At 63.4% G+C, this 23,130-nt stretch carries 17 protein-coding genes; 14 read left to right on the forward strand and 3 right to left on the reverse strand.

Annotation, left to right across the window (positions count from 1 at the left end; genetic code table 11):
* The first annotated feature begins 1 nt into the window (after window position 1).
* From dgcA to NLX68_RS02550, 4 genes are all read left to right on the forward strand, one after another.
* Window positions 2–2,062: a dimethylglycine demethylation protein DgcA gene (dgcA, locus tag NLX68_RS02535; protein ID WP_254282550.1), complete on the forward strand. Its 2,061-nt coding sequence runs from the start codon at window positions 2–4 to the stop codon at window positions 2,060–2,062.
* Window positions 2,063–2,229: 167 nt separating this feature from the next.
* The gene (dgcB, locus tag NLX68_RS02540; protein WP_254282551.1) at window positions 2,230–4,179 is read left to right on the forward strand and encodes a dimethylglycine demethylation protein DgcB; all 1,950 of its coding nucleotides are present in this window, start codon (window positions 2,230–2,232) and stop codon (window positions 4,177–4,179) included.
* On the forward strand, window positions 4,179–5,402 hold the full coding sequence (locus NLX68_RS02545) for an electron transfer flavoprotein subunit alpha/FixB family protein (protein WP_254282552.1): 1,224 nt from the start codon (window positions 4,179–4,181) through the stop codon (window positions 5,400–5,402). The genes dgcB and NLX68_RS02545 overlap by 1 nt, the downstream gene beginning before the upstream one ends.
* Window positions 5,403–5,417: 15 nt before the next feature.
* Window positions 5,418–6,188, forward strand: coding sequence for an electron transfer flavoprotein subunit beta (locus tag NLX68_RS02550; RefSeq protein ID WP_010221345.1), 771 nt, complete (start codon window positions 5,418–5,420; stop codon window positions 6,186–6,188).
* A gap of 675 nt (window positions 6,189–6,863) precedes the next feature.
* On the opposite strand, the gene gbcA is transcribed toward NLX68_RS02550, so the two are convergent.
* Window positions 6,864–8,156: a glycine-betaine demethylase subunit GbcA gene (gbcA, locus tag NLX68_RS02555; RefSeq protein ID WP_254282553.1), complete on the reverse strand. Its 1,293-nt coding sequence runs from the start codon at window positions 8,154–8,156 to the stop codon at window positions 6,864–6,866.
* A 286-nt stretch (window positions 8,157–8,442) separates the two neighbouring features.
* On the opposite strand from gbcA, the gene gbcB reads away from it, so the two are divergent.
* Window positions 8,443–9,543, forward strand: a complete 1,101-nt coding sequence (gene gbcB / locus NLX68_RS02560; RefSeq protein ID WP_134061234.1) for a glycine-betaine demethylase subunit GbcB — start codon at window positions 8,443–8,445, stop codon at window positions 9,541–9,543.
* A 97-nt stretch (window positions 9,544–9,640) separates the two neighbouring features.
* On the opposite strand, the gene NLX68_RS02565 is transcribed toward gbcB, so the two are convergent.
* The gene (locus NLX68_RS02565) at window positions 9,641–11,266 is read right to left on the reverse strand and encodes a methyl-accepting chemotaxis protein (RefSeq protein ID WP_254282554.1); all 1,626 of its coding nucleotides are present in this window, start codon (window positions 11,264–11,266) and stop codon (window positions 9,641–9,643) included.
* 275 nt (window positions 11,267–11,541) lie between these two features.
* Here NLX68_RS02565 and NLX68_RS02570 point away from each other — a divergent pair, with 275 nt between their 5' ends.
* The 3 genes from NLX68_RS02570 to NLX68_RS02580 all read left to right on the forward strand — a co-directional run bounded on the left by NLX68_RS02570 (window position 11,542) and on the right by NLX68_RS02580 (window position 14,151).
* Complete coding sequence (locus NLX68_RS02570; protein ID WP_010221350.1) at window positions 11,542–11,772, forward strand: hypothetical protein; 231 nt, start codon at window positions 11,542–11,544, stop codon at window positions 11,770–11,772.
* A complete protein-coding gene (locus NLX68_RS02575) occupies window positions 11,769–12,071 on the forward strand; it encodes a cell division protein ZapA (RefSeq protein ID WP_254282555.1) in 303 nt (100 codons plus the stop codon). Before NLX68_RS02570 ends, NLX68_RS02575 begins: the two co-directional genes overlap by 4 nt.
* 142 nt (window positions 12,072–12,213) lie before the next feature.
* Window positions 12,214–14,151 (forward strand): methyl-accepting chemotaxis protein, encoded by a 1,938-nt coding sequence (locus NLX68_RS02580; protein WP_254282556.1) that lies wholly within the window; start codon window positions 12,214–12,216, stop codon window positions 14,149–14,151.
* Between the two features lie 77 nt (window positions 14,152–14,228).
* On the opposite strand, the gene NLX68_RS02585 is transcribed toward NLX68_RS02580, so the two are convergent.
* Window positions 14,229–15,269, reverse strand: a complete 1,041-nt coding sequence (locus NLX68_RS02585) for a low specificity L-threonine aldolase (RefSeq protein ID WP_254282557.1) — start codon at window positions 15,267–15,269, stop codon at window positions 14,229–14,231.
* Between the two features lie 254 nt (window positions 15,270–15,523).
* Here NLX68_RS02585 and glyA point away from each other — a divergent pair, with 254 nt between their 5' ends.
* From glyA to purU, 6 genes are all read left to right on the forward strand, one after another.
* A complete protein-coding gene (glyA, locus tag NLX68_RS02590) occupies window positions 15,524–16,777 on the forward strand; it encodes a serine hydroxymethyltransferase (RefSeq protein ID WP_254282558.1) in 1,254 nt (417 codons plus the stop codon).
* Window positions 16,778–16,797: 20 nt separating this feature from the next.
* On the forward strand, window positions 16,798–18,048 hold the full coding sequence (locus NLX68_RS02595) for a sarcosine oxidase subunit beta family protein (RefSeq protein WP_038998326.1): 1,251 nt from the start codon (window positions 16,798–16,800) through the stop codon (window positions 18,046–18,048).
* 14 nt (window positions 18,049–18,062) lie between these two features.
* Window positions 18,063–18,392 (forward strand): sarcosine oxidase subunit delta, encoded by a 330-nt coding sequence (locus NLX68_RS02600; RefSeq protein ID WP_038998327.1) that lies wholly within the window; start codon window positions 18,063–18,065, stop codon window positions 18,390–18,392.
* Entirely contained in the window at window positions 18,389–21,406 is a 3,018-nt protein-coding gene (locus NLX68_RS02605) for a sarcosine oxidase subunit alpha (RefSeq protein ID WP_254282559.1), read from the forward strand. The genes NLX68_RS02600 and NLX68_RS02605 overlap by 4 nt, the downstream gene beginning before the upstream one ends.
* A gap of 156 nt (window positions 21,407–21,562) precedes the next feature.
* Window positions 21,563–22,195, forward strand: a complete 633-nt coding sequence (soxG, locus tag NLX68_RS02610; RefSeq protein ID WP_036995019.1) for a sarcosine oxidase subunit gamma — start codon at window positions 21,563–21,565, stop codon at window positions 22,193–22,195.
* Window positions 22,196–22,206: 11 nt separating this feature from the next.
* Complete coding sequence (purU, locus tag NLX68_RS02615; RefSeq protein ID WP_254282560.1) at window positions 22,207–23,064, forward strand: formyltetrahydrofolate deformylase; 858 nt, start codon at window positions 22,207–22,209, stop codon at window positions 23,062–23,064.
* Window positions 23,065–23,130: the final 66 nt, after the last annotated feature.

Raw genomic sequence — 23,130 nt, forward strand, 5'->3', positions numbered from 1 at the left:
CATGGCTTTCGAAGCAATGTTCCAGCCGATCCAGATCGGCAAACTGACCATCCGCAACCGGGTACTGAGCACCGCGCACGCCGAGGTCTACGCCACCGACGGCGGCATGACCACCGAGCGCTACGTGAAGTACTACGAAGAGAAAGCCAAGGGCGGCATCGGCCTGGCCATTTGCGGTGGCTCCTCGGTGGTGGCGATCGACAGCCCGCAGGAATGGTGGGCCTCGGTGAACCTCTCGACCGACCGCATCATCCCGCACTTTCAGAACCTGGCTGATGCCATGCACAAGCATGGCGCCAAGATCATGATCCAGATTACCCACATGGGCCGCCGCTCGCGCTGGGATGGCTTCAATTGGCCAACCCTGATGTCGCCATCGGGGGTGCGCGAGCCGGTGCACCGTGCCACCTGCAAGACCATCGAGCCGGAAGAAATCTGGCGGGTGATCGGCAACTATGCGCAAGCCGCGCGCCGGGCCAAAGAAGGCGGCCTGGATGGCGTCGAGCTGTCGGCGGTGCACCAGCACATGATCGACCAGTTCTGGAGCCCGCGGGTCAACAAGCGTACCGACGAATGGGGCGGCACGTTTGAAGGCCGGATGAAATTCGGCCTGGAAGTGCTCAAGGCCGTGCGTGCTGAAGTCGGCCCGGATTTTTGCGTGGGCATGCGCATCTGCGGTGACGAATTCCATCCCGATGGCCTCAGCCACGAGGACATGAAGGAAATCGCCAAGTACTACGATGCCACCGGCATGCTGGATTTCTTCGGTGTGATCGGTTCGGGGTGCGACACCCACAACACCCTGGCCAACGTTATCCCCAACATGAGCTTCCCGCCCGAGCCGTTCCTGCACCTGGCGGCCGGCATCAAGGAAGTGGTCAAGGTTCCGGTGCTGCACGCGCAGAACATCAAGGACCCCAACCAGGCCACGCGCATCCTCGAAGGCGGCTATGTCGACATGGTCGGCATGACCCGCGCGCACATCGCCGACCCGCACCTGATCGCCAAGATCAAGATGGGCCAGATCGACCAGATCAAGCAGTGCGTCGGTGCCAACTACTGCATCGACCGTCAGTACCAGGGCCTGGATGTGCTGTGCATCCAGAACGCGGCTACCTCCCGTGAATACATGGGCGTGCCGCACATCATCGAGAAAAGCACCGGGCCCAAGCGCAAGGTGGTGGTGGTTGGCGCCGGGCCTGCGGGGATGGAAGCCGCTCGCGTGGCGGCCGAACGCGGCCATGACGTCACCCTGTTCGAGAAGAAAGACGCCATCGGCGGGCAGATCAGCATCGCTGCCAAGGCGCCGCAACGCGACCAGATCGCCGGTATCACCCGTTGGTATCAACTGGAGCTGGCGCGCCTGAAGGTTGACCTGCGCCTGGGCACTGCGGCCGATATCGACACCATCCAGGACTTGCGTGCGGACATTATCGTGCTGGCGGTGGGTGGCCATCCCTACATCGAGCAGAACGAACACTGGGGCGCAGCCGAAGGGCTGGTGGTCAGCAGCTGGGACGTGCTCGACGGCAAGGTGGCGCCGGGCAAGAACGTGCTGGTGTACGACACCATTTGCGAATTTACCGGCATGTCGGTAGCTGACTACATCGCCGACAAAGGCAGCCAGGTCGAGATCGTCACCGACGACATCAAGCCGGGCGTGGCCATTGGCGGCACGTCGTTCCCGACCTACTACCGCAGCATGTACCCCAAGGAAGTGATCATGACCGGCGACCTGATGCTGGAAAAGGTCTACCGCGAGGGCGACAAGCTGGTGGCGGTGCTGGAGAACGAATACACCGGCGCCAAAGAGGAGCGGGTGGTCGACCAGGTGGTGATCGAGAACGGCGTGCGCCCGGACGAGGCGCTGTACAACGGCCTCAAGGAAGGTTCGCGGAACAAGGGCCAGATCGATATCGAAGCCCTGTTCGCGATCAAGCCGCAGCCGATCCTCAGCCAGCCGGGCGAAGGCTACCTGCTGTACCGCATCGGTGACTGCGTGGCGCAGCGCAATACGCATGCCGCCATCTACGACGCCTTGCGCCTGTGCAAGGATTTCTGATCGACCGGCAACTGAATGCTGGTGTGTTACTACCCCTGTGGGAGCCGGCGTTGCCGGCGATGGGATCGACGCCGTGTCTGTTGTTGCGCGGTGTCTGCATCGCTGGCAAGGCCAGCTCCCACAGTGATCCCCTGGCAAGGCACTGAAGTGTCTTTTGGGAGCTTCCCATGTTGAACACCCTTATCCCCATCCTCCTGTTCGCCGCCCTGGGCCTTGCCGTCCTTGGCGCGCTGCGGCGCGTGCGGATGTGGCGCCAGGGTCGGCCGTCGAAGGTCGATCTGCTGGGCGGCCTGCTGGCCATGCCACGACGCTATATGGTCGACCTGCACCACGTGGTCGCCCGCGACAAGTACATGGCCAACACTCACGTGGCCACGGCAGGCGGCTTCGTCCTGGCAGCGGTGCTGGCGATCCTGGTGCATGGCTTTGGCCTGCATAACAAGATCCTTGGGTTTGCCTTGCTGTTCGCCACCGTGCTGATGTTCGGCGGTGCGCTGTTCGTCTACAAACGCCGCCTCAACCCGCCAGCACGGTTGTCGAAAGGCCCGTGGATGCGCCTGCCGAAAAGCCTGCTGGTGTTTGCCGCGAGCTTCTTCATCGCCACCTTGCCGGTGGCCGGGATTCTCCCGCAGGGCTTCGGCGGCTGGCTGTTGGTGGTGTTGCTGGGGATTGGCGTGCTGTGGGGCGTGTCCGAGCTGTTCTTCGGCATGACCTGGGGCGGGCCGATGAAGCACGCCTTTGCCGGTGCCCTGCACCTGGCCTGGCACCGGCGCGCCGAGCGCTTTGGCGGTGGCCGTTCGACCGGGCTCAAACCCATCGACCTTGAGGACCCGCAGGCGTTGCTGGGGGTAGAAAAGCCCAAGGATTTCACCTGGAACCAACTGCTCGGCTTTGACGCCTGCGTGCAGTGCGGCAAGTGCGAGGCCGTGTGCCCGGCGTTTGCCGCAGGCCAGCCGCTGAACCCGAAAAAACTCATCCAGGACATGGTCGTTGGCTTGGCCGGCGGCACCGATGCCAAGTTTGCCGGCAGCCCGTACCCTGGCAAGCCGATCGGCGAACATGGCGGCAACCCGCACCAGCCGATCGTCAACGGCCTGGTCGATGCCGAGACCCTATGGTCGTGCACCACGTGCCGCGCCTGCGTCGAGGAATGCCCGATGATGATCGAGCACGTCGATGCCATCGTCGACATGCGCCGCCATCTGACCCTGGAAAAAGGCGCGACGCCGAACAAGGGCGCCGAGGTGCTGGACAACCTGATCGCCACCGACAACCCTGGCGGCTTCGCCCCGGGTGGGCGGATGAACTGGGCGGCGGACCTCAACCTCAACCTGCTCGGTGACATCAAGACCGCCGAAGTACTGTTCTGGGTCGGCGATGGTGCCTTTGACATGCGCAACCAGCGCACCCTGCGGGCTTTTGTCAAAGTGCTGAAAGCTGCGCAAGTAGACTTTGCCGTGCTCGGCCTGGAAGAGCGCGACAGCGGTGACGTGGCCCGGCGCCTGGGCGACGAAGCGACCTTCCAGCAACTGGCCAAGCGCAATATCCAGACCATGGCCAAGTACAGCTTCAAGCGCATCGTCACCTGCGACCCGCACAGCTTCCATGTGCTCAAGAACGAGTACGGTGCCTTCGGCGGCAACTACCTGGTGCAGCACCACAGCACCTATATCGCCGAACTGATCGCCGCTGGCGCGCTCAACCTCGGCCAGCACAAGGGCGGCAGCGTGACCTATCACGACCCGTGCTACCTGGGCCGCTACAACGGCGAGTACCAAGCGCCGCGCGAAGTGCTGCGCGCCCTCGGCATCGAGGTCAAGGAGATGCAGCGTTCGGGCTTCCGCTCGCGCTGCTGTGGCGGTGGCGGCGGTGCGCCGATTACCGATATTCCTGGCAAACAGCGTATCCCCGACATGCGCATGGACGACATCCGCGAGACCGCCGCCGAATTGGTTGCGGTGGGTTGTCCACAGTGCACGGCGATGCTCGAAGGCGTGGTCGAACCGCGTCCGTTGATCAAGGACCTGGCCGAACTGGTCGCCGACGCCATCCTCGAAGAACCGGCCTCGGCGAGCAAACCCGCCCCGGCAAAGCGTGAACCTGCGGAGGTGCACTGATGAGCGATATTATTCGCCGTGATCCGCGCGCCGAGTGGATCGCCCGTAACCGCCTGCACCCGCTGCACGCAGCCATGCAGCAGGGCCAACAGCACAGCTGGATGGGGCCCAACGGCATCATCCGCAAGAACCCCCACGGGGTCGGCTTCATCGGCCCCAACGGCATCAAGCGCATCGACCGCAGCGGCGCCCAGCAGGGCGGCAGCAGCAAGCGCACGGCAGCAGCGGCGGTGCAATTGCCGCTGCACCAGGTGGCGCAGCCGGCGTTCTACATCGCCGTGGTCCCGGACATGGTCGGCGGGCGCCTGGGCAGCCACGACCGCGACCTGCTGGGCCTGGCCCACAGCCTGGCCGGCAGCGACGGCGCAGTGCTGGCGGTGGTGTTTGGCGAACACAAGGAAAGCAACTTTTCCACAGCTGGCGTGGATCGCCTGCTGGTGATCGAAGGCGAGGCGTTCGCAGGTTACGCACCGGAGCAATTGGTGCAGGGCCTGCGCGCTGTGGATAACCAGTACAGCCCGCGCCATTGGCTGCTGCCAGACAGCCGCACCGGTGGCGGCGAGCTGGGCCGGCGCCTTGCCGCGGCCATTGGCGAACGTCCGGCGACAAGAGTCTGGCAAGTCAAAGACGGGCAGTGCAGCGGCCGCGCCGGCGCCGGCCAGCAGGACCTGATCCGCGGCCTGCCACGGTTGATCCTGGCAGCTGCCGAGTGCGCGGAACCGGTCAGTGAAACCCGCCACGAAGCCTTGCCCGTGCAGTTATCCACAAGCGCGGCGCGCAGCTTGTCGCGTATCGAAGACCTCGGCCCGGTGGCTGTCGACCCGGCTGCCATTGCCATGGCCGAGGCCGAGTTCATTGTCTCTGGCGGCAATGGTGTCAAGGACTGGGAGCTGTTCCACCGCGCCACCGTTGCCCTCGGCGCTACCGAAGGCGCCTCGCGGGTAGCGGTGGACGACGGCTTCATGCCGCGCAATCGCCAGGTCGGTGCGACCGGTACCTGGGTGACCGCGCGGGTTTACGTGGCGGTAGGTATCTCCGGGGCGATCCAGCACCTGCAGGGCATCGGTGCCTGCGACAAGGTGGTGGCGATCAACATGGACCCGGGCTGCGACATGATCAAGCGTGCCGACCTGTCGGTGATTGGCGACAGCGCAGCGATTCTGCAAGCGCTGATCGAGGCTGTGGAAAACTACCGCAACGACGCCAAGCGCGATGCGGCCTAAGGGCAGGGGACAACTATGCACACCAAGGTCATCAGTCTGGTTTCAATCGGTGCCCACCCCAGCTCCGGCCGCAGCCGGCGCGCCGAGCAGGATGCCCGGGCAGTGGAACTGGGCCTGCAGCTGGCTGGGGATAACTTGCAGGTGCTGCATGCCGGCGACCCGCAGGAGCCGGCTTTGCGCGCCTACCTGGGCATGGGCCTGGAGCACATCGACGTGCTCGAACAGCCGCAAGGCGCCGATGCCCTAGGGGTGCTCGGCGACTACTTGCGCGACGCCGGTGCGCAGCTGGTATTGACCGGTAGCCAGGCGGAAACCGGTGAAGGCTCAGGGATGCTGCCGTTCCTGTTGGCCGAGCGCCTGGGCTGGCCGTTGGTGGTGGGCCTTGCCGAAGTGGAATCTATCCACAACGGCGTGGCCCAGGTCCTGCAGGCCCTGCCACGGGGCCAGCGGCGCCGCTTGAAGGTGCGCCTGCCGTTGCTCGCCACTGTGGATAACGCCGCGCCCAAGCCGCGCCAGAGCGCGTTTGGCCCCGCCCGGCGTGGGGTATTGGCGGCGCGCCAGGTGGCGATCGTCGCAGACGAGTTATTCACAAGCGCCGAACTGCAACCGGCCAAGCCGCGGCCTAAACGCCTCAAGGTGATCAAGGCCAAGAGCGGCGCCGACCGTATGAAAGCCGCCACCGCCAAGGCCAGCGGCGGCGGTGGGCAAGTGCTCAAGGACGTCAGCCCCCAGGACGGTGCGCAAGCGATCCTCAAGCTGCTGGTGGAAGAGGGCGTGTTGCGCTGACAGTTGCTCACAAAGTCTGTTGGCCGATCTGTGGATAAAGTGTTTGTGTATGGCTGGAGGGCACGCATTGCGTGCCCTTCGGCGTTATGGTTAAAAAATGATCAGGCTAAGTTGTGGATTTTTCGAGGTTTTCTTTCCTGGGCGGCAATGAGTTTGCCCACAATCGCTGTTGGCGGGTCTGTGGATAATATGTTCGCCCATGGCTGAGAGGCCCGTGGCGCAAGGGCTGCGCAGGGTTGATCAGAAACTAGCCAATTGTCTTGTTTATGCCTGCTCAGGCCCGGTATTTCGGTCGCTCAAGGCGTTATCCACAACGGTTTTTTAGCGCTTCGACTTTTGCACACAAAGTCTGTTGGCGTCTCTGTGGATAAGGTGTTCGCCTTCCGCTGTGAGCCTCGTATTTTAAGGTGTGTAGAGATTTGATCAAATTTTGATCAATAAAATTTCGCGGGAAAAACAACGACTTGCCCACATTAGCTGTGGGTTGTCCTGTGGATAAAGTGTTTGCTGTGTGGACGGGCCCAGCGGGGCCGGGGGATTGCGGTAGGTGGTCAAAATTTGTACAGGCTGGTACGGCCCCATCGCTGGCAAGGCCAGCTCCCACAGGGTTTGCAGGTATACACACCACCTGTGGGAGCCGGCCTTGCCGGCGATGGGCCGCAAAGCGGCCCCGCTTTACTGCGCAGCCACACCCTTGAGGTAAGGCGCCGGCGCCGCCCCCAGGTTGCTCAGCATCCGCTCGCTGTACCAATCGACAAAGTTCACCACACCAAACTCGTAGGTCTTCGAATAAGGCCCGGGCTGGTACGCCGTCGAGTTGATCCCGCGCTGGTTTTCTTCGGCCAGGCGGCGGTCCTGGTCGTTGGTGGCATCCCACACCTGACGCATGCGCGCCGGGTCGTAATCCACACCTTCAACCGCATCCTTGTGCACCAGCCACTTGGTCGTGACCATGGTCTCCTGGGCGCTGATCGGCCACACGGTGAAGACGATGATGTGATCGCCCATGCAGTGGTTCCACGAGTGCGGCAGGTGCAGGATGCGCATCGAGCCCAGGTCCGGGTTCTTGATCCGGCCCATGAGCTTCTGGCAGCCCTGCTTGCCGTCCAGGGTCATCGATACCGTGCCCTTGAGCAGTGGCATGCGCACGATGCGGTTGCGCAGGCCGAAGCTGGCGTGGGCGTAGGGGATCTTCTCGGCATCCCAGGCGGCGGCGGAGGCTGCGACGTGGTCCTTGAACGCCTGGTCGGCGCGCGGGTCGGTGACGTCGTCCCACTCCAGCAGGGTTTTCAGCAGTTCAGGATGCGAACCGCTGCAGTGATAGCACTCGCGGTTGTTTTCCAGCACCAGCTTCCAGTTGGCCTTTTCCATCAAGGTGGTTTGCACCGCCACCTTGGTGTTCTCCATGTCGTAGGGTTCCATGTAGTGGTTCAGGGTGGCGAGGAAGTCATCGATCGCTGGCGGGTTTTCAGCCAGGCTGATGAAGATGTAGCCACCGGCGGTCTTGACGTTCACAGGCTTGAGCCCGTACTGCTTCATGTCGAAGTCGGCGCCCATCTCGGTGCCGGCGAACAGCAGGCGGCCGTCCAGCTCGTAAGTCCACTGGTGATAGTGGCAGACCAGCTTGGCGACCTTGCCCTTGTCGCTGGTGCACAGGCGCGAACCGCGATGGCGGCAGACGTTGTGGAAGGCATGCACCTGGCCTTCGGCGCCGCGCACCACCAGGATTGGGTTCTTGCCGATCTGCAGGGTGATGAAGTTGCCCTTGGTCGGGATTTCGCAAGTCATCCCGGCGATCAGCCATTCCTTCTGGAAGATCTCTTCCATGTCGATCTGGAACAGGCGCTCGTCGCAGTAGAACGGCTGTGGCAGCGAGAAGGTCCGCTCGCGGCTCTGCAGCATCTCGGCGGTGGCCTTGCGTGCAGGTTCCAGTGGATCGCCCAGACTCAAAGTTGCGGTGACGTCCATCGTGTAGGTCCTCATGGCCAGTGCTTGTGGCCGGTGAAAGTGGCTAATCGTTGTTATGGCGACGCAAGGCACAAATACAGCAGGATCATTTGCGATGGAGTGTGCGTTCGAAGTGCGCATGAACCATATCCATGGGCGACATGATCAGATCCGTTTCCGACGCGCCAGCCCCTGTAGCCGGGGGCTGGTCGCGATAAGCACGCCAATGTCGCGGATGAGTAAGTGTCGCCTGCGCAGCTTAAGCAGAATCGCAGCCATCAGGCCGCAGTCGGCCGTGGAGACGAGCATGTCCAACAGCTTCCTCAATCCGGTCAGCACCCAGACCTGGGCCAACGGCCGCCACATCGTGCGTTGCGTCAAGGTGATCCAGGAAACCTGGGATGTGCGCACCTTCTGCTTCATGGCCGACCAGCCGATCATGTTCTTCTTCAAGCCCGGGCAGTTCGTCACCCTGGAGCTGGAGATCGACGGCGAGCCGATCATGCGTTCCTACACCATCTCCAGCTCACCGTCGGTGCCCTACAGCTTCTCGGTGACCATCAAGCGCGTGCCCGGCGGCAAGGTCTCCAACTGGCTGCACGACACCCTGCACGAAGGCCAGGAGCTGGCGGTGCACGGCCCGGTGGGGCTGTTCAACGCCATGGATTTCCCCAGCCCCAAGGTGCTGTACCTGAGTGGCGGTGTCGGTATCACCCCGGTGATGTCCATGGCCCGCTGGTTCTACGACACCAACGGCAATGTCGACATGGTCTTCGTCCACAGTGCACGCTCACCGAAAGACATCATCTATCACCGCGAGTTGGAGCACATGGCCTCGCGGATCGACAACTTCAGCCTGCACATCATTTGCGAGAAGCATGGCCTGGGCGAGCCCTGGGCGGGCTACCGCGGCTACCTGAACCAGAAGCTGATGGAGTTGATCGCCCCCGACTACATGGAGCGGGAAATCTTCTGCTGCGGCCCGACGCCGTACATGAACGCGGTCAAGCGCCTGCTGGAAAGCAGCGGCTACGACATGAGCCGCTACCATGAGGAGTCGTTCGGCGCGACCCCGGCCGAGGTCAAGGCCGATGCTGTCGAGCACGCCGAACAGGCCGCCGAAGCCGCCGAGGTGGACGCCGGCGACCTGCACCAGGTGGAATTCACCGCCACTGGCAAGAGTATCCGCGTGGCCCCGGGCGAGACTGTGCACGCGGCGGCGGCCAAGCTTGGCCTGATGATCCCCAAGGCTTGTGGCATGGGCATCTGCGGCACCTGCAAGGTGCTCAAGCTGGGTGGGGAAGTGGAGATGGAGCACAACGGCGGCATCACCGATGAAGACGTCGCCGAAGGCTATATCCTTTCGTGCTGCAGCGTGCCGAAAGGGGATGTACGGATTGAGTACTGATTAGAGGCTGATCGCGGGTCAAGCCCAGGCGTCGCACCGCCGCTCCTACAGGGCTGTAGGAGCGGCGGTGCGACGCCTCGACTTGACCCGCGATGGCTTACACGCTGAAACGTGCCACCAGCCCGCTCAGGTCCACCGCCAGGCGCGACAGCTCGGCGCTCGCTGCGCTGGTCTGGTGGGCGCCGGTGGCCGACTGCACCGACAGGTCGTTGATGTTGACCAGGTTGCGGTCCACTTCGCGGGCGACCTGGGCCTGCTCTTCGGCCGCGCTGGCGATCACCAGGTTGCGCTCGTTGATCTCGGCCACCGCACCGGTGATGGTTTCCAGCGCCAGGCCGGCGCCACGGGCAATGTTCAGGGTCGACTCGGCACGCTCAGTGCTGTTGCGCATGGAGTTGACCGCCTGCTCGGTGCCGCCCTGGATGCTGCCGATCATCCGTTCGATTTCGCTGGTCGACTGCTGGGTACGGTGAGCCAGGGCGCGTACTTCATCAGCGACCACGGCAAAGCCGCGACCGGCCTCACCGGCACGGGCCGCTTCGATGGCGGCGTTCAGTGCCAGCAGGTTGGTCTGGTCGGCCAGGCCGCGAATCACGTCGAGCACCTTGCCGATATCGCGCGATTCTTCCGCCAGGTTGCCGATCAGTTCGGCAGTGCCTTGCACGTCGGTGCTCATGCGCTCGATGGCGCTGACGGTTTCCATCACCAGGTCACGGCCGTCTCCGGCCGAGCGGGTGGCTTCCTTGGAGGCTTCCGAGGTGCTCACGGCATTGCGTGCCACTTCTTCCACGGCGCTGGTCATCTCGGTGACGGCGGTGGCGGCCTGTTCGATTTCGTTGTTCTGTTGCTGCAGGCCACGGGCGCTTTCGTCGGTGACGCTGTTCAGTTCTTCCGCGGCCGACGCCAGTTGGGTGGCGGAGCCGGAAATCTGCTGCAGGGTATCGCGCAGCTTGTTCTGCATCTTGGCCATGGCCTTGAGCAGGCGCGCCGCTTCGTCCTGGCCTTCGGCCTGGATGTTGCGGGTCAGGTCGCCTTCGGCGATGCGTTCGGCAGCCTGCAGGGCCTCGTCGATCGGCTTGACGATACTGCGGGTCAGCAGCAGCGCGCAGACCAGGGTCAAGGCGGTGGCGGCCAGCAGCAGGCCGATCACCAGGGCCACCGCATTGGAATACTGGTCGGCGGCGGTGCGGTTGATCTCGCGGGTCTGCTCGGTATTGATGCTGACCAGTTGATCCATGACGCTGTTGATCTGCTCGGAGCTGTCGAGCATGTCGCGGTTGACCAGGTTGCGCAGGTTGTCCAGGTCATTGTTCTGCGATGCCAGGCGCATGCGGTTTTCCAGCTGGCGGTATTGGCTCAGCAACTGCACATACTGGTTGTAGGCGGCGCGTTCCTGGTCGCTGGAGATCAGCGGCTCGTACACCCGGCGCGCGTCATCGATCTGCTGGTTGCGCTGGTCGAACAGCTTGAGGGTGGCCTGCAGGGTGTCGGCTTCGCGGTTGAGCACCAGGCGGAACGACAGGGAGCGCAGGCGCAGGCTCAGTTGGGTCAACTGGTCGAGGTTGGTGATGCTCGGCACCGTCGAGTTCTCAATGGTTTCGCCGGCCTGGCGAATCTTGCTCATCTGGTTCAGGGCGAACAGACCCAGGGCCAGCATCAGTGCACCGATCAGAGCAAAGCCCAGAAGCGCGCGCGGGGCGATATTCATATTGCGTAGGGACATGGTGGTATCCAGGAAGGGAAAAGGGCACGCGAACCGTGCGCGAGAGTCAGGACTGCCATGCCTATCGGTCGGCCGGGGAAAGACTTGAGCCGACGACGACAAAATTGTGAGCCAGCTATCTTTTTTCCTGACCGGTGGTAGGCAAAACGGGGAACCTGACCGACATCGGTGGGTCAATCTGCACCAGGCCGACGCGTCTAAACCCGATATCCCTGGCGAGCACGCGGACTTTTCTTTATCGTGTGCGCCCCCTGAAACACCCCGAGAAGGCAATCATGTTGGAAACTTCCCTTAGTCAACTGGAGCAACTGGTCAGCGACCTGGTGCAGAAGAATCAGGAACTGACCGAGCGCAACGCGCAGATCAGCGCCGAACTGGCCCAGGCCAAAGATGAAAACGACAGCCTGCAACTGAGCCTGCTGGAGCAGGAAGAAAAGCAGGGCGCTACCGCCGCACGCATCCAGGCCCTGGTTGAGCGTGCCAGCGTTGGTACCGTGAACGCATGAGAACCTCAGCGCAGCCGATCAATGTCGTGTCGATCCTCGGCAGCGATTATTCGATCAAGGCCCCCGAAGGCCAGGAGCAGGCGCTGGCGCAAGCAGTGCAAATGCTCAATGCTTCATTGGCCGATACCAAGCGTAAATACCCGACCCTGATCGGTGACAAGCTGCTGGTACTGGCAGCCCTCAACCTGTGCTCGCAGCAGATCGATCTGCAACAGCAGCACCAGCAGGCCCTCGACCGTTACCAAGAGCAAGTCAACGCCACGGTCGATGTGATTGCCCGGACCATCAGCAACAGCTGATCGCGTCAAACCCCTCGCTAGACCTTTTTGCCAGCTCACCACCTTCGGGAGGGTGGGCCGGCATTGCTGTGGATTGTATTTCCTATTGTATACAATTGGCCTGTCTCTTGCACTACAGGGCTTATTTACCCAGGGGAAATACATGCAGTTCTGGCGGCGCAGTATCCAGTGGCAATTGATCGCAAGCATGGGCGCAGCGCTGTTGCTGAGCATTCTGATCGTGGTCGGCATCTACAGCGTGGCGGTCAATCGGCTGACCGAGCGTTACCTGATCGACACCGCCTTGCCGGCGAGCATTGAGGCGATTCGTAACGACATCGAACGCATGCTTGGCCGGCCGTTGACCGCAGCGGCCGACATTGCCAGCAACACGATGCTGCGTGATTGGCTGGCGGCGGGTGAAGACAGCGCCCAGACGGCGCAATTCATCGAATACCTCGAAGCCGTGCGCAAGCAGAACCACGCCTTCACGGCGCTGTTTGCCGCCACCGCGAGCAACCACTACTACAACGAAAAAGGCCTGGACCGCACGCTCAGCCGCAGCAACCCGGCAGACAAGTGGTTCTTCGGCTTCATCGACAGCGGCAACCCGCGCCTGTTGAACATCGACACCGATGGCAGCACCGGCGAACTGGCGCTGTTCATCGACTATCGGGTGGAGAACGCCGGCCAACTGGTGGGCATCGCCGGGCTTGGGCTGCGCATGACCGAACTGTCCGAGTTGATCCACAACTTCAGCTTCGGCGAGCGCGGGCGGGTGATGCTGGTGCGCGGTGACGGTTTGATCCAGGTGCATCCACAGCAGCAATTCAGTGGCAAGCGGCAGCTGGCCGAGCAGATTGGTGGCGAAGCTGCCAAGGTCGTTCTGAGCCGTGAACAGGGCCTGCACAGCAGCCGCTTTGAACGTGATGGCGAGGGCTACCTGGCCCTGAGCCTGCCGCTGCGCGACCTCAACTGGACGCTGGTCGCCGAGGTGCCGGAAGCGCAAATCTATGCCCAGGTGCGCGAAACCCTGTGGCTGACCAGCCTGATTGGTGCGGCGGTGGCGCTGGTGTCGCTGTTGCTGGTGGTGCTGCTGGCACGCGGTATCGTGCGGCCGATCCGGCGGGTGACCGGCGCCTTGATGGCCATCGGTAATGGCGGTGGCGACCTGACCCAGCGCCTGGACGAAAACCGCGCTGACGAGCTGGGCGACCTGGCCCGTGGCTTCAACCGCTTTCTCGACAGCCAGCGAGGCCTGATCGGCGAAGTGCTGAGTACCAGTGAGCGTTTGCGGGCATCGGTGGCGCAGGTAACGCAAGTGGTGGAAAACACCGCCGAACGCTCGGGTCGCCAGCAGGAAATGACTGAGATGGTCGCCACCGCCGTGCATGAGATGGGCCTGACCGTGCAGGACATCGCCCAGAATGCCGGCAACGCCGCGCACGCCTCGGAAACCGCGCGCAGCGAAGCGCTGCAGGCCCGCGAAGTGGTGCGCCGCTCGATTGCCCATATCGAGGGCATGTCCGACGAGATTGGCCAGGCGGCCAGTGCGGTGAGTGAACTGGCGACGGAAGTCGCCTCGATTGACGAAGTCTTGGCGGTGATCCGCAGCATCTCCGAGCAGACCAACCTGCTGGCGCTCAACGCGGCCATCGAGGCGGCGCGGGCGGGCGAGATGGGCCGCGGCTTTGCCGTGGTCGCTGACGAAGTACGGACCCTGGCGTGGCGTACCCAGGTGTCCACCGATCAAGTGCAGCAGATGATCCTGCGCCTCAAGCATGGCGCCGGCAGTGCGGTCGCGTCGATGCAGGCCGGCCAGGCAGCCACCGGAACGGGGGTGGCGTCGAGCCAGCAGACCGGCGCTTCGCTGGGCACCATCACCGATCAGGTCGAGCACATCAGTGACATGAACCATCAGGTGGCGACGGCGACCGAAGAGCAGTCGGCGGTCACCGAGGAGATCAACCGCACCGTGCAGGGGATATCCGACCTGGCGCGGGAGACGGCGGTGGATGTGCAGGGCTGTCGGCAGGAGTGTCAGGCGTTGCGCGGCTTGGCCGAAGATCTGGCGCGGCAGATGGGTGGGTTCAGGCTTTAGACCGCAGTGAACATATCGCGGGTCAAGCCCGCTCCCACAGAGCCCCGTGGGAGCGGGCTTGACCCGCGATAGGGCCGTCAGGCGCCCATTACCGCACGAATATCCGCCGCCAGCTCACGTACCCGCGCTTCTTCGGTGTCCCACGAGCACATGAACCGCGCGCCACCGCTACCGATAAAGGTGTAGAAACGCCAGCCCTTGTTGCGCAAGGCTTCCAGCGCTGGTTCCGACATCTGCAGGAACACGCCGTTGGCCTCCACCGGGAACATCAGCTCAACCCCTGGCACATCACGCACCAGCTCGCAGAGCAATTGCGCGCAGCGGTTGGCATGCACGCCATGGCGCAGCCAGGCGCCGTTTTCCAGCAGGCCGACCCAGGGCGCCGACAGGAAGCGCATCTTCGATGCCAGTTGCCCGGCCTGCTTGCAGCGGTAGTCGAAGTCTTCGGCCAGCTGGCGGTTGAAGAACAGGATCGCCTCGCCCACCGCCATGCCGTTCTTGGTGCCGCCAAAGCACAGCACATCGACCCCGGATTTCCAGGTCAGCTCAGCCGGCGTGCAGCCAAGGAATGCGCAGGCATTGCTGAAGCGCGCGCCGTCCATGTGCAGGTTCAGGCCCAGTTCCTTGCAGGTGGCGCTGATCGCCTTGAGTTCTTGCGGGCGATAGACGCTACCGACCTCGGTGGCCTGGGTGATGGTCACCACGCGCGGCTTGGGGTAGTGGATGTCCTGGCGCTTGAGCGCCACTTCGCGGATCGAGTCGGGGGTCAGCTTGCCGGCTTCGCTGCGTGCGGTAAGCAGCTTGGAGCCGTTGGAGAAGAACTCCGGTGCACCGCATTCGTCGGTCTCGACGTGGGCGGTCTCCGAGCAGATCACGCTGTGATAGCTCTGGCACAGCGACGACAGTGCCAGCGAGTTGGCTGCGGTGCCGTTGAAGGCGAAGAACACTTCGCAGTCGGTTTCGAACAGTTTGCGGAAATACTCCGAGGCGCGTGCCGTCCATTGGTCGTCGCCATAGGCGCGCTCATGCCCCTGGTTGGCCTTTTCCATGGCGGCCCAGGCTTCCGGGCAGATACCTGAGTAGTTGTCGCTGGCGAATTGCTGGCTTTGATCTGTCATGACACTTTCCTGTGAACGACGCAGGTGAGCACTCTAAACCAAGAATTGTGGCGTCGCCTATACAAAGCATCGCGGGACAAGCCCGCTCCTACAGAGCCTTGTAGGAGCGGGCTTGTCCCGCGATGAGGCTGCATGTCGTAAACGCACCTTTGCGTGGCGTCCGTAGGCATCTGGGCTGTCTGCGTCGGTCATACCATCGCTGCAAAAGGGCAATTGCCCGACAAGAACCGATGCCGCTGCCGGGAGAGACTGCAATGTTCAGCAAGCAAGACCAGATCCAGGGTTATGACGATGCACTGCTGGCGGCGATCAATGCCGAAGAGCAACGCCAGGAAGATCACATCGAGTTGATCGCCTCGGAAAACTACACCAGCAAGCGTGTCATGCAGGCCCAGGGCAGCGGCCTGACCAATAAATACGCCGAAGGCTACCCGGGCAAGCGCTATTACGGCGGTTGCGAGCATGTGGATAAAGTCGAGCAACTGGCCATCGACCGCGCCAAGCAGTTGTTCGGCGCCGATTACGCCAACGTCCAGCCGCATTCCGGCTCCTCGGCCAACAGCGCCGTGTACCTGGCCCTGCTGCAGGCTGGCGACACCATTCTGGGCATGAGCCTGGCCCACGGCGGCCATCTGACCCACGGTGCCAAGGTGTCGTCCTCGGGCAAGCTGTACAACGCCGTGCAGTACGGCATCGACACCAACACCGGGCTGATCGACTACGACGAAGTCGAGCGCCTGGCGGTGGAGCACAAGCCGAAGATGATCGTCGCCGGGTTCTCGGCCTACTCGAAAACCCTCGATTTCCCGCGCTTTCGTCAGATTGCCGACAAAGTCGGTGCCTACCTGTTCGTCGACATGGCTCACGTTGCCGGTCTGGTGGCCGCTGGCCTGTACCCGAACCCGCTGCCATACGCTGACGTGGTCACCACCACCACCCACAAGACCCTGCGCGGCCCGCGCGGCGGCCTGATCCTGGCGCGCAGCAACGAAGAGATCGAGAAAAAACTTAACGCCGCTGTATTCCCCGGCGCCCAGGGCGGCCCGCTGATGCACGTGATCGCCGCCAAGGCGGTGTGCTTCAAAGAAGCGCTGGAGCCTGGCTTCAAGACCTATCAGCAACAAGTGATCGACAACGCCCAGGCCATGGCCGAGGTGTTCGTCAAGCGTGGCTATGACGTGGTCTCCGGCGGTACCGACAACCACCTGTTCCTGGTCAGCCTGATTCGCCAGGGCCTGACCGGTAAAGATGCCGACGCCGCCTTGGGCCGCGCCCACATCACCGTCAACAAGAACGCCGTGCCCAACGACCCACAGTCGCCGTTCGTCACCTCCGGCCTGCGGATCGGCACCCCGGCGGTCACCAGCCGCGGCTTCAAGGTCAGCCAGTGCGTGGAACTGGCCGGTTGGATCTGCGACATCCTCGATAACCTCGGTGATGCCGATGTCGAGGCCGATGTTGCGAAGAACGTGTCGGCACTCTGTGCAGATTTTCCGGTTTACCGCTGAGTGGTCCAGGAGTAAAGACTATGCAACGTTACTCAGGCTTCGGCCTCTTCAAGCACTCGCTCAGCCACCACGAAAACTGGCAGCGCATGTGGCGCACGCCCACCCCGAAAAAAGTCTACGACGTGGTCATCGTCGGTGGTGGCGGGCACGGCCTGGCCACTGCCTACTACCTGGCCAAGGAACACGGCATCACCAACGTGGCGGTGGTCGAGAAGGGCTGGCTGGGTGGCGGCAACACCGCGCGCAACACCACCATCGTTCGCTCCAACTACCTGTGGGACGAGTCGGCGCACCTGTATGAACACGCCATGAAGCTCTGGGAAGGGCTGTCGCAAGACATCAACTACAACGTGATGTTCTCCCAGCGCGGTGTCTACAACCTCTGCCACACCCTGCAAGACATGCGTGATTCCGAGCGCCGGGTCAGCGCCAACCGCCTCAATGGCGTCGACGGCGAACTGCTCAACGCCCAGCAGGTGGCCGAAGAGATCCCGTACCTGGACTGCTCGAAGAACACCCGCTACCCGATCATCGGTGCCACCGTGCAACGGCGCGGCGGCGTTGCCCGTCACGACGCCGTGGCCTGGGGCTTTGCCCGCGCCGCCGACGCCCTGGGCGTGGACCTGATCCAGCAAACCGAAGTGATCGGCTTTCGCAAGGAAAACGGCGTGGTCATCGGGGTCGAGACCAACAAGGGCTTTATCGGCGCCAAGCGTGTTGGCGTGGTCACGGCCGGTAACTCCGGGCACATGGCCAAGCTCGCCGGCTTCCGCTTGCCGATCGAGTCGCATCCGCTGCAGGCACTGGTGTCCGAGCCGCTCAAGCCGATCATCGACAGCGTGATCATGTCCAACGCCGTGCACGGTTACATCAGCCAGTCGGACAAGGGCGACCTGGTCATCGGCGCCGGCATCGACGGTTGGGTCGGCTATGGCCAGCGCGGTTCGTACCCGGTGATCGAGCACACCCTGCAGGCCATCGTCGAAATGTTCCCGATCCTCTCGCGGGTACGCATGAACCGCCAGTGGGGCGGCATCGTCGACACCACGCCGGACGCCTGCCCGATCATCTCCAAGACCCCGGTGAAGAACATGTTCTTCAACTGCGGCTGGGGCACCGGCGGCTTCAAGGCCACCCCGGGCTCGGGCAACGTGTTTGCCGCAAGCCTGGCCAAGGGCGAAATGCACCCGCTGGCCAAACCCTTTTCCATTGACCGTTTCCACAACGGTGCACTGATCGACGAACACGGCGCCGCCGCTGTCGCCCACTAACAGGAGAAATCCCCATGTTGCATATCTTCTGTCCCCACTGCGGCGAGCTGCGCTCCGAAGAGGAGTTCCACGCCGCAGGCCAGGCGCACATTCCCCGGCCGCTGGACCCCAACGCCTGTTCCGACGAGGAGTGGGGTGACTACATGTTCTTCCGCGACAACCCCCGCGGCCTGCACCACGAGCTGTGGATTCACGCCGCCGGTTGCCGCCAGTACTTCAATGCCACGCGTGACACGCTGACCTACGAAATTCTGGAAACCTATCCGATCGGCGCCAAGCCGCAGGTCACCGGCAAAAGCACCAGCCCGCAGTTGGCAGTCAGTGGTCAGGGAGAAAAGGTATGAGCCAGGTCTATCGCCTGTCCAATGGTGGTCGCATCGACCGCAGCAAGGTTTTGAACTTCACCTTCAACGGCCAGACCTACCAGGGTTTTGCCGGTGACACCCTGGCCGCGGCACTGCTGGCCAACGGCGTCGACATCGTCGGGCGCAGCTTCAAGTACTCGCGCCCCCGCGGGATCATCGCCGCAGGCTCCGAAGAGCCCAACGCCATCCTGCAGATCGGCGCCACCGAAGCCACCCAGGTGCCCAACGTGCGCGCCACCCAGCAGGCGCTGTACGCCGGCCTGGTCGCCACCAGCACCAACGGCTGGCCGAATGTGAACAACGACGTCATGGGCATTCTCGGCAAGGTCGGCGGCAAGCTGATGCCGCCGGGCTTCTACTACAAGACGTTCATGTACCCGCAGTCGTTCTGGATGACCTACGAGAAGTACATCCGCAAAGCCGCGGGCCTTGGCCGTGCGCCGCTGGAAAACGACCCGGACAGCTACGACTACATGAGCCACCACTGCGACGTGCTGGTAGTCGGCGCCGGCCCCGCCGGCCTGGCCGCCGCCCTGGCAGCGGGTCGCAGCGGCGCGCGGGTGATCCTCGCCGATGAACAGGAAGAGTTCGGCGGCAGCCTGCTCGACAGCCGTGAAACCCTCGACGGCAAACCGGCCGCCGACTGGGTCGCGGCAGTAGTGGCCGAGCTCAAGGAACTGCCGGAAGTCATCCTGTTGCCACGGGCGACGGTCAACGGCTACCACGACCATAACTTCCTCACCATTCACGAGCGTCTGACCGACCACCTCGGTGATCACGCGCCGATCGGCCAGGTGCGTCAGCGCATGCACCGGGTACGCGCCAAGCGTGTGGTGCTGGCGACCGGCGCCCATGAGCGGCCGCTGGTGTATGGCAACAACGATGTGCCGGGCAACATGCTTGCCGGTGCGGTATCGACCTACGTGCGCCGTTACGGCGTGGCGCCGGGGCGCAAGCTGGTGCTGTCGACCAACAACGACCATGCCTATCGCGTGGCCCTGGACTGGCACGACGCCGGCCTGAAAGTGGTCGCCATCGCCGATGCCCGCCACAACCCACGTGGTTCACTGGTGGAGGAAGCACGGGCCAAAGGTATCCGCATCCTGACCTCCAGCGCGGTGATCGAGTCCCGTGGCAGCAAGCACGTCACCGCTGCCCGTGTGGCCGCCATCGACGTCAAAGCCCATAAAGTCAGCAGCCCCGGCGAGTGGCTGGACTGCGACCTGGTGGCGACCTCCGGCGGCTACAGCCCGGTGGTGCACCTGGCTTCGCACCTGGGTGGCAAGCCGATCTGGCGTGAAGACATCCTCGGCTTCGTGCCGGGTGAAGCGCCGCAGAAACGCGTGTGCGTGGGCGGCATCAACGGCGTGTTCGCCCTCGCCGATACCCTCGCCGATGGTTTTGAAGGCGGCGTGCGCGCCGCCACCGAAGCCGGCTTCAAGGCCGTGCTGGGGGTGATCCCGAAAGTCCTGGCGCGTCAGGAAGAGCCCACGGTGGCGCTGTTCCAGGTGCCCCACGACAAGAACACCGCACGGGCGCCGAAGCAGTTCGTCGACCAGCAGAACGACGTCACCGCCGCGGCCATCGAACTGGCCACCCGCGAAGGCTTCGAGTCGGTCGAGCACGTCAAGCGCTACACCGCCCTGGGCTTTGGTACCGACCAGGGCAAGCTCGGCAACATCAACGGCCTGGCGATTGCCGCCCGCTCCATGGGCATCACCATCCCGGAAATGGGCACCACCATGTTCCGCCCCAACTACACGCCGATCACCTTCGGTGCAGTGGCGGGCCGGCACTGTGGCCACCTGTTCGAGCCCGTGCGCTTTACCGCCCTGCATGCCTGGCATGTGAAGAACGGCGCCGAGTTCGAAGACGTTGGCCAGTGGAAGCGCCCGTGGTACTTCCCGCGCAACGGCGAAGACATTCATGCCGCCGTGGCCCGTGAATGCAAGGCGGTGCGTGACAGCGTCGGCCTGCTCGATGCCTCGACCCTGGGCAAGATCGACATCCAGGGCCCGGACGCGCGTGAATTCCTCAACCGCATCTACACCAACGCCTGGACCAAACTCGATGTTGGCAAAGCCCGCTACGGCCTGATGTGCAAGGAAGATGGCATGGTCTTCGACGATGGCGTGACCGCCTGCGTCGGCGACAACCACTTCATCATGACCACCACCACCGGTGGCGCGGCGCGGGTGTTGCAGTGGCTGGAGATCTACCAGCAGACCGAATGGCCAGACCTGAAGGTGTACTTCACCTCGGTCACCGACCACTGGGCGACCCTGACCCTGTCGGGCCCCAACAGCCGCAAGCTGCTTAGCGAAGTGACCGATATCGACCTGGACAAGGACGCCTTCCCGTTCATGACCTGGAAGGAAGGCCTGGTCGGCGGTGTGCCGGCGCGGGTGTTCCGCATCTCGTTCACCGGCGAGCTGTCGTACGAAGTCAACGTCCAGGCCAACTACGCCATGGGCGTGCTGGAGAAGATCGTCGCCGCCGGCAAACAGTACAACCTGACCCCGTACGGCACCGAGACCATGCACGTACTGCGGGCCGAGAAGGGCTTCATCATCGTTGGCCAGGACACCGACGGCTCGATGACCCCGGACGACCTCAACATGGGCTGGTGTGTCGGCCGTACCAAGCCGTTCTCGTGGATCGGCTGGCGCGGCATGAACCGCGAGGACTGCGTGCGCGAAAACCGCAAGCAACTGGTCGGGCTCAAGCCGGTCGACCCGAACACATGGCTGCCTGAAGGCGCGCAACTGGTGTTCGACCCGAAACAACCGATTCCGATGGACATGGTCGGTCACGTCACTTCCAGCTATGCCAGCAACTCCCTGGGTTATTCGTTCGCCATGGGTGTGGTCAAAGGCGGGCTCAAGCGCATCGGCGAGCGGGTGTATTCACCCCAGGCCGATGGCAGCGTGATCGAGGCGGAGATCTGTTCTTCGGTGTTCTTCGATCCGAAGGGCGAGCGGCAGAACATCTAATCGACTTGTTGGCCAGATGACCTGTGGGAGCCGGCCTTGCCGGCGATGGGGCGCGTAGCGGCCCCGATTTTGGCAAGGCTGCGCCTTGCATCGCCGGCAAGGCCGGCTCCCACACGTTACTTGCCCTACCGAACGCGAATTCAAGGCAGGTGTGTAATGAGCACGATCAACGTCTACCAGCAACGCCCCGGCAACGACGCCAAGGCTGAAACACCACTGCACCACGCCGACCTGCCCAGCCTGGTCGGCAAGGGCCGCAAGAACGCCGGGGTGACCCTGCGCGAGAAGAAACTCCTCGGCCACCTGACCATCCGTGGCGATGGCAAGGATCCGGCCTTCGCCGGCGGCGTGTTCAAGGCCCTGGGCCTGGAACTGCCGGTGGCCCTGACCGTGGTCGCCAACGGCGAGACATCGCTGCAATGGCTGGGCCCGGATGAGTGGCTGCTGATCGTTCCCGGCGGCGAGGAATTTGCCGTCGAGCAAAAACTGCGCGATGCCCTCGATGGCCTGCACATTCAAATCGTCAACGTCAGCGGCGGGCAAACCCTGCTGGAGCTGAGCGGCCCCAACGTGCGCGACGTGCTGATGAAATCCACCAGCTATGATGTCCATCCAAACAACTTCCCGGTGGGCAAGGCGGTCGGCACGGTGTTCGCCAAGTCGCAACTGGTGATCCGCCGTACCGGTGAAGAAACCTGGGAGCTGCTGATCCGCCGCAGTTTCTCCGATTACTGGTGGCTGTGGCTGCAGGACGCCTCCGCCGAGTACGGCCTGAGCATTCAGGCCTAAGGAGCAATGCCATGAGTCGTGCACCGGACACCTGGATTCTCACCGCCGACTGCCCGAGCTTGCTCGGAACGGTGGATGTGGTGACGCGCTACCTGTACGAGCAGCACTGCTACGTCACCGAGCACCATTCGTTCGATGACCGACTGTCCGGGCGCTTCTTCATTCGCGTGGAGTTCCGCCAGCCGGATGACTTCGACGAGGCCAGCTTTCGCGCAGGGCTTGCCGAGCGGGGCGATGCGTTCGGCATGCTGTTCGAGCTGACCGCCCCCAAGCACCGGCCGAAAGTGGTGATCATGGTGTCCAAGGCCGATCATTGCCTCAACGACCTGCTCTATCGCCAGCGTATCGGCCAGTTGAGCATGGACGTGGTGGCGGTGATCTCCAACCACCCGGATCTCGAGCCCCTGGCCCAGTGGCACCGCATTCCCTATTACCACTTTGCCCTCGAGCCTCATGACAAACCGGCGCAGGAGCGCAAGGTGCTGCAGGTGATCGAGGAGTCCGGCGCGGAGCTGGTGATCCTTGCCCGCTACATGCAGGTGCTGTCGCCAGAGCTGTGCCGCAAGCTCGACGGCTGGGCGATCAACATCCATCACTCGCTGCTGCCCGGCTTCAAGGGCGCCAAGCCGTATCACCAGGCCTACAACAAGGGCGTGAAACTGGTGGGCGCCACCGCGCACTACATCAACAACGACCTCGACGAAGGACCGATCATCGCCCAGGGCGTCGAGGCGGTGGATCACAGTCATTACCCCGAAGACCTGATTGCCAAGGGCCGCGACATCGAGTGCCTGACCCTGGCGCGGGCGGTGGGCTATCACATCGAGCGGCGGGTGTTCCTCAACGCCAACAGGACGGTAGTGCTCTGACGGCCGCCATCGCGGGGCAAGCCCGCTCCCACACCGGTAGGAGCGGGCTTGCCCCGCGAAGAGGCC

It is taken from the genome of Pseudomonas sp. SBB6 (genome assembly GCF_024213215.1).
Lineage (GTDB): Bacteria > Pseudomonadota > Gammaproteobacteria > Pseudomonadales > Pseudomonadaceae > Aquipseudomonas > Aquipseudomonas donghuensis.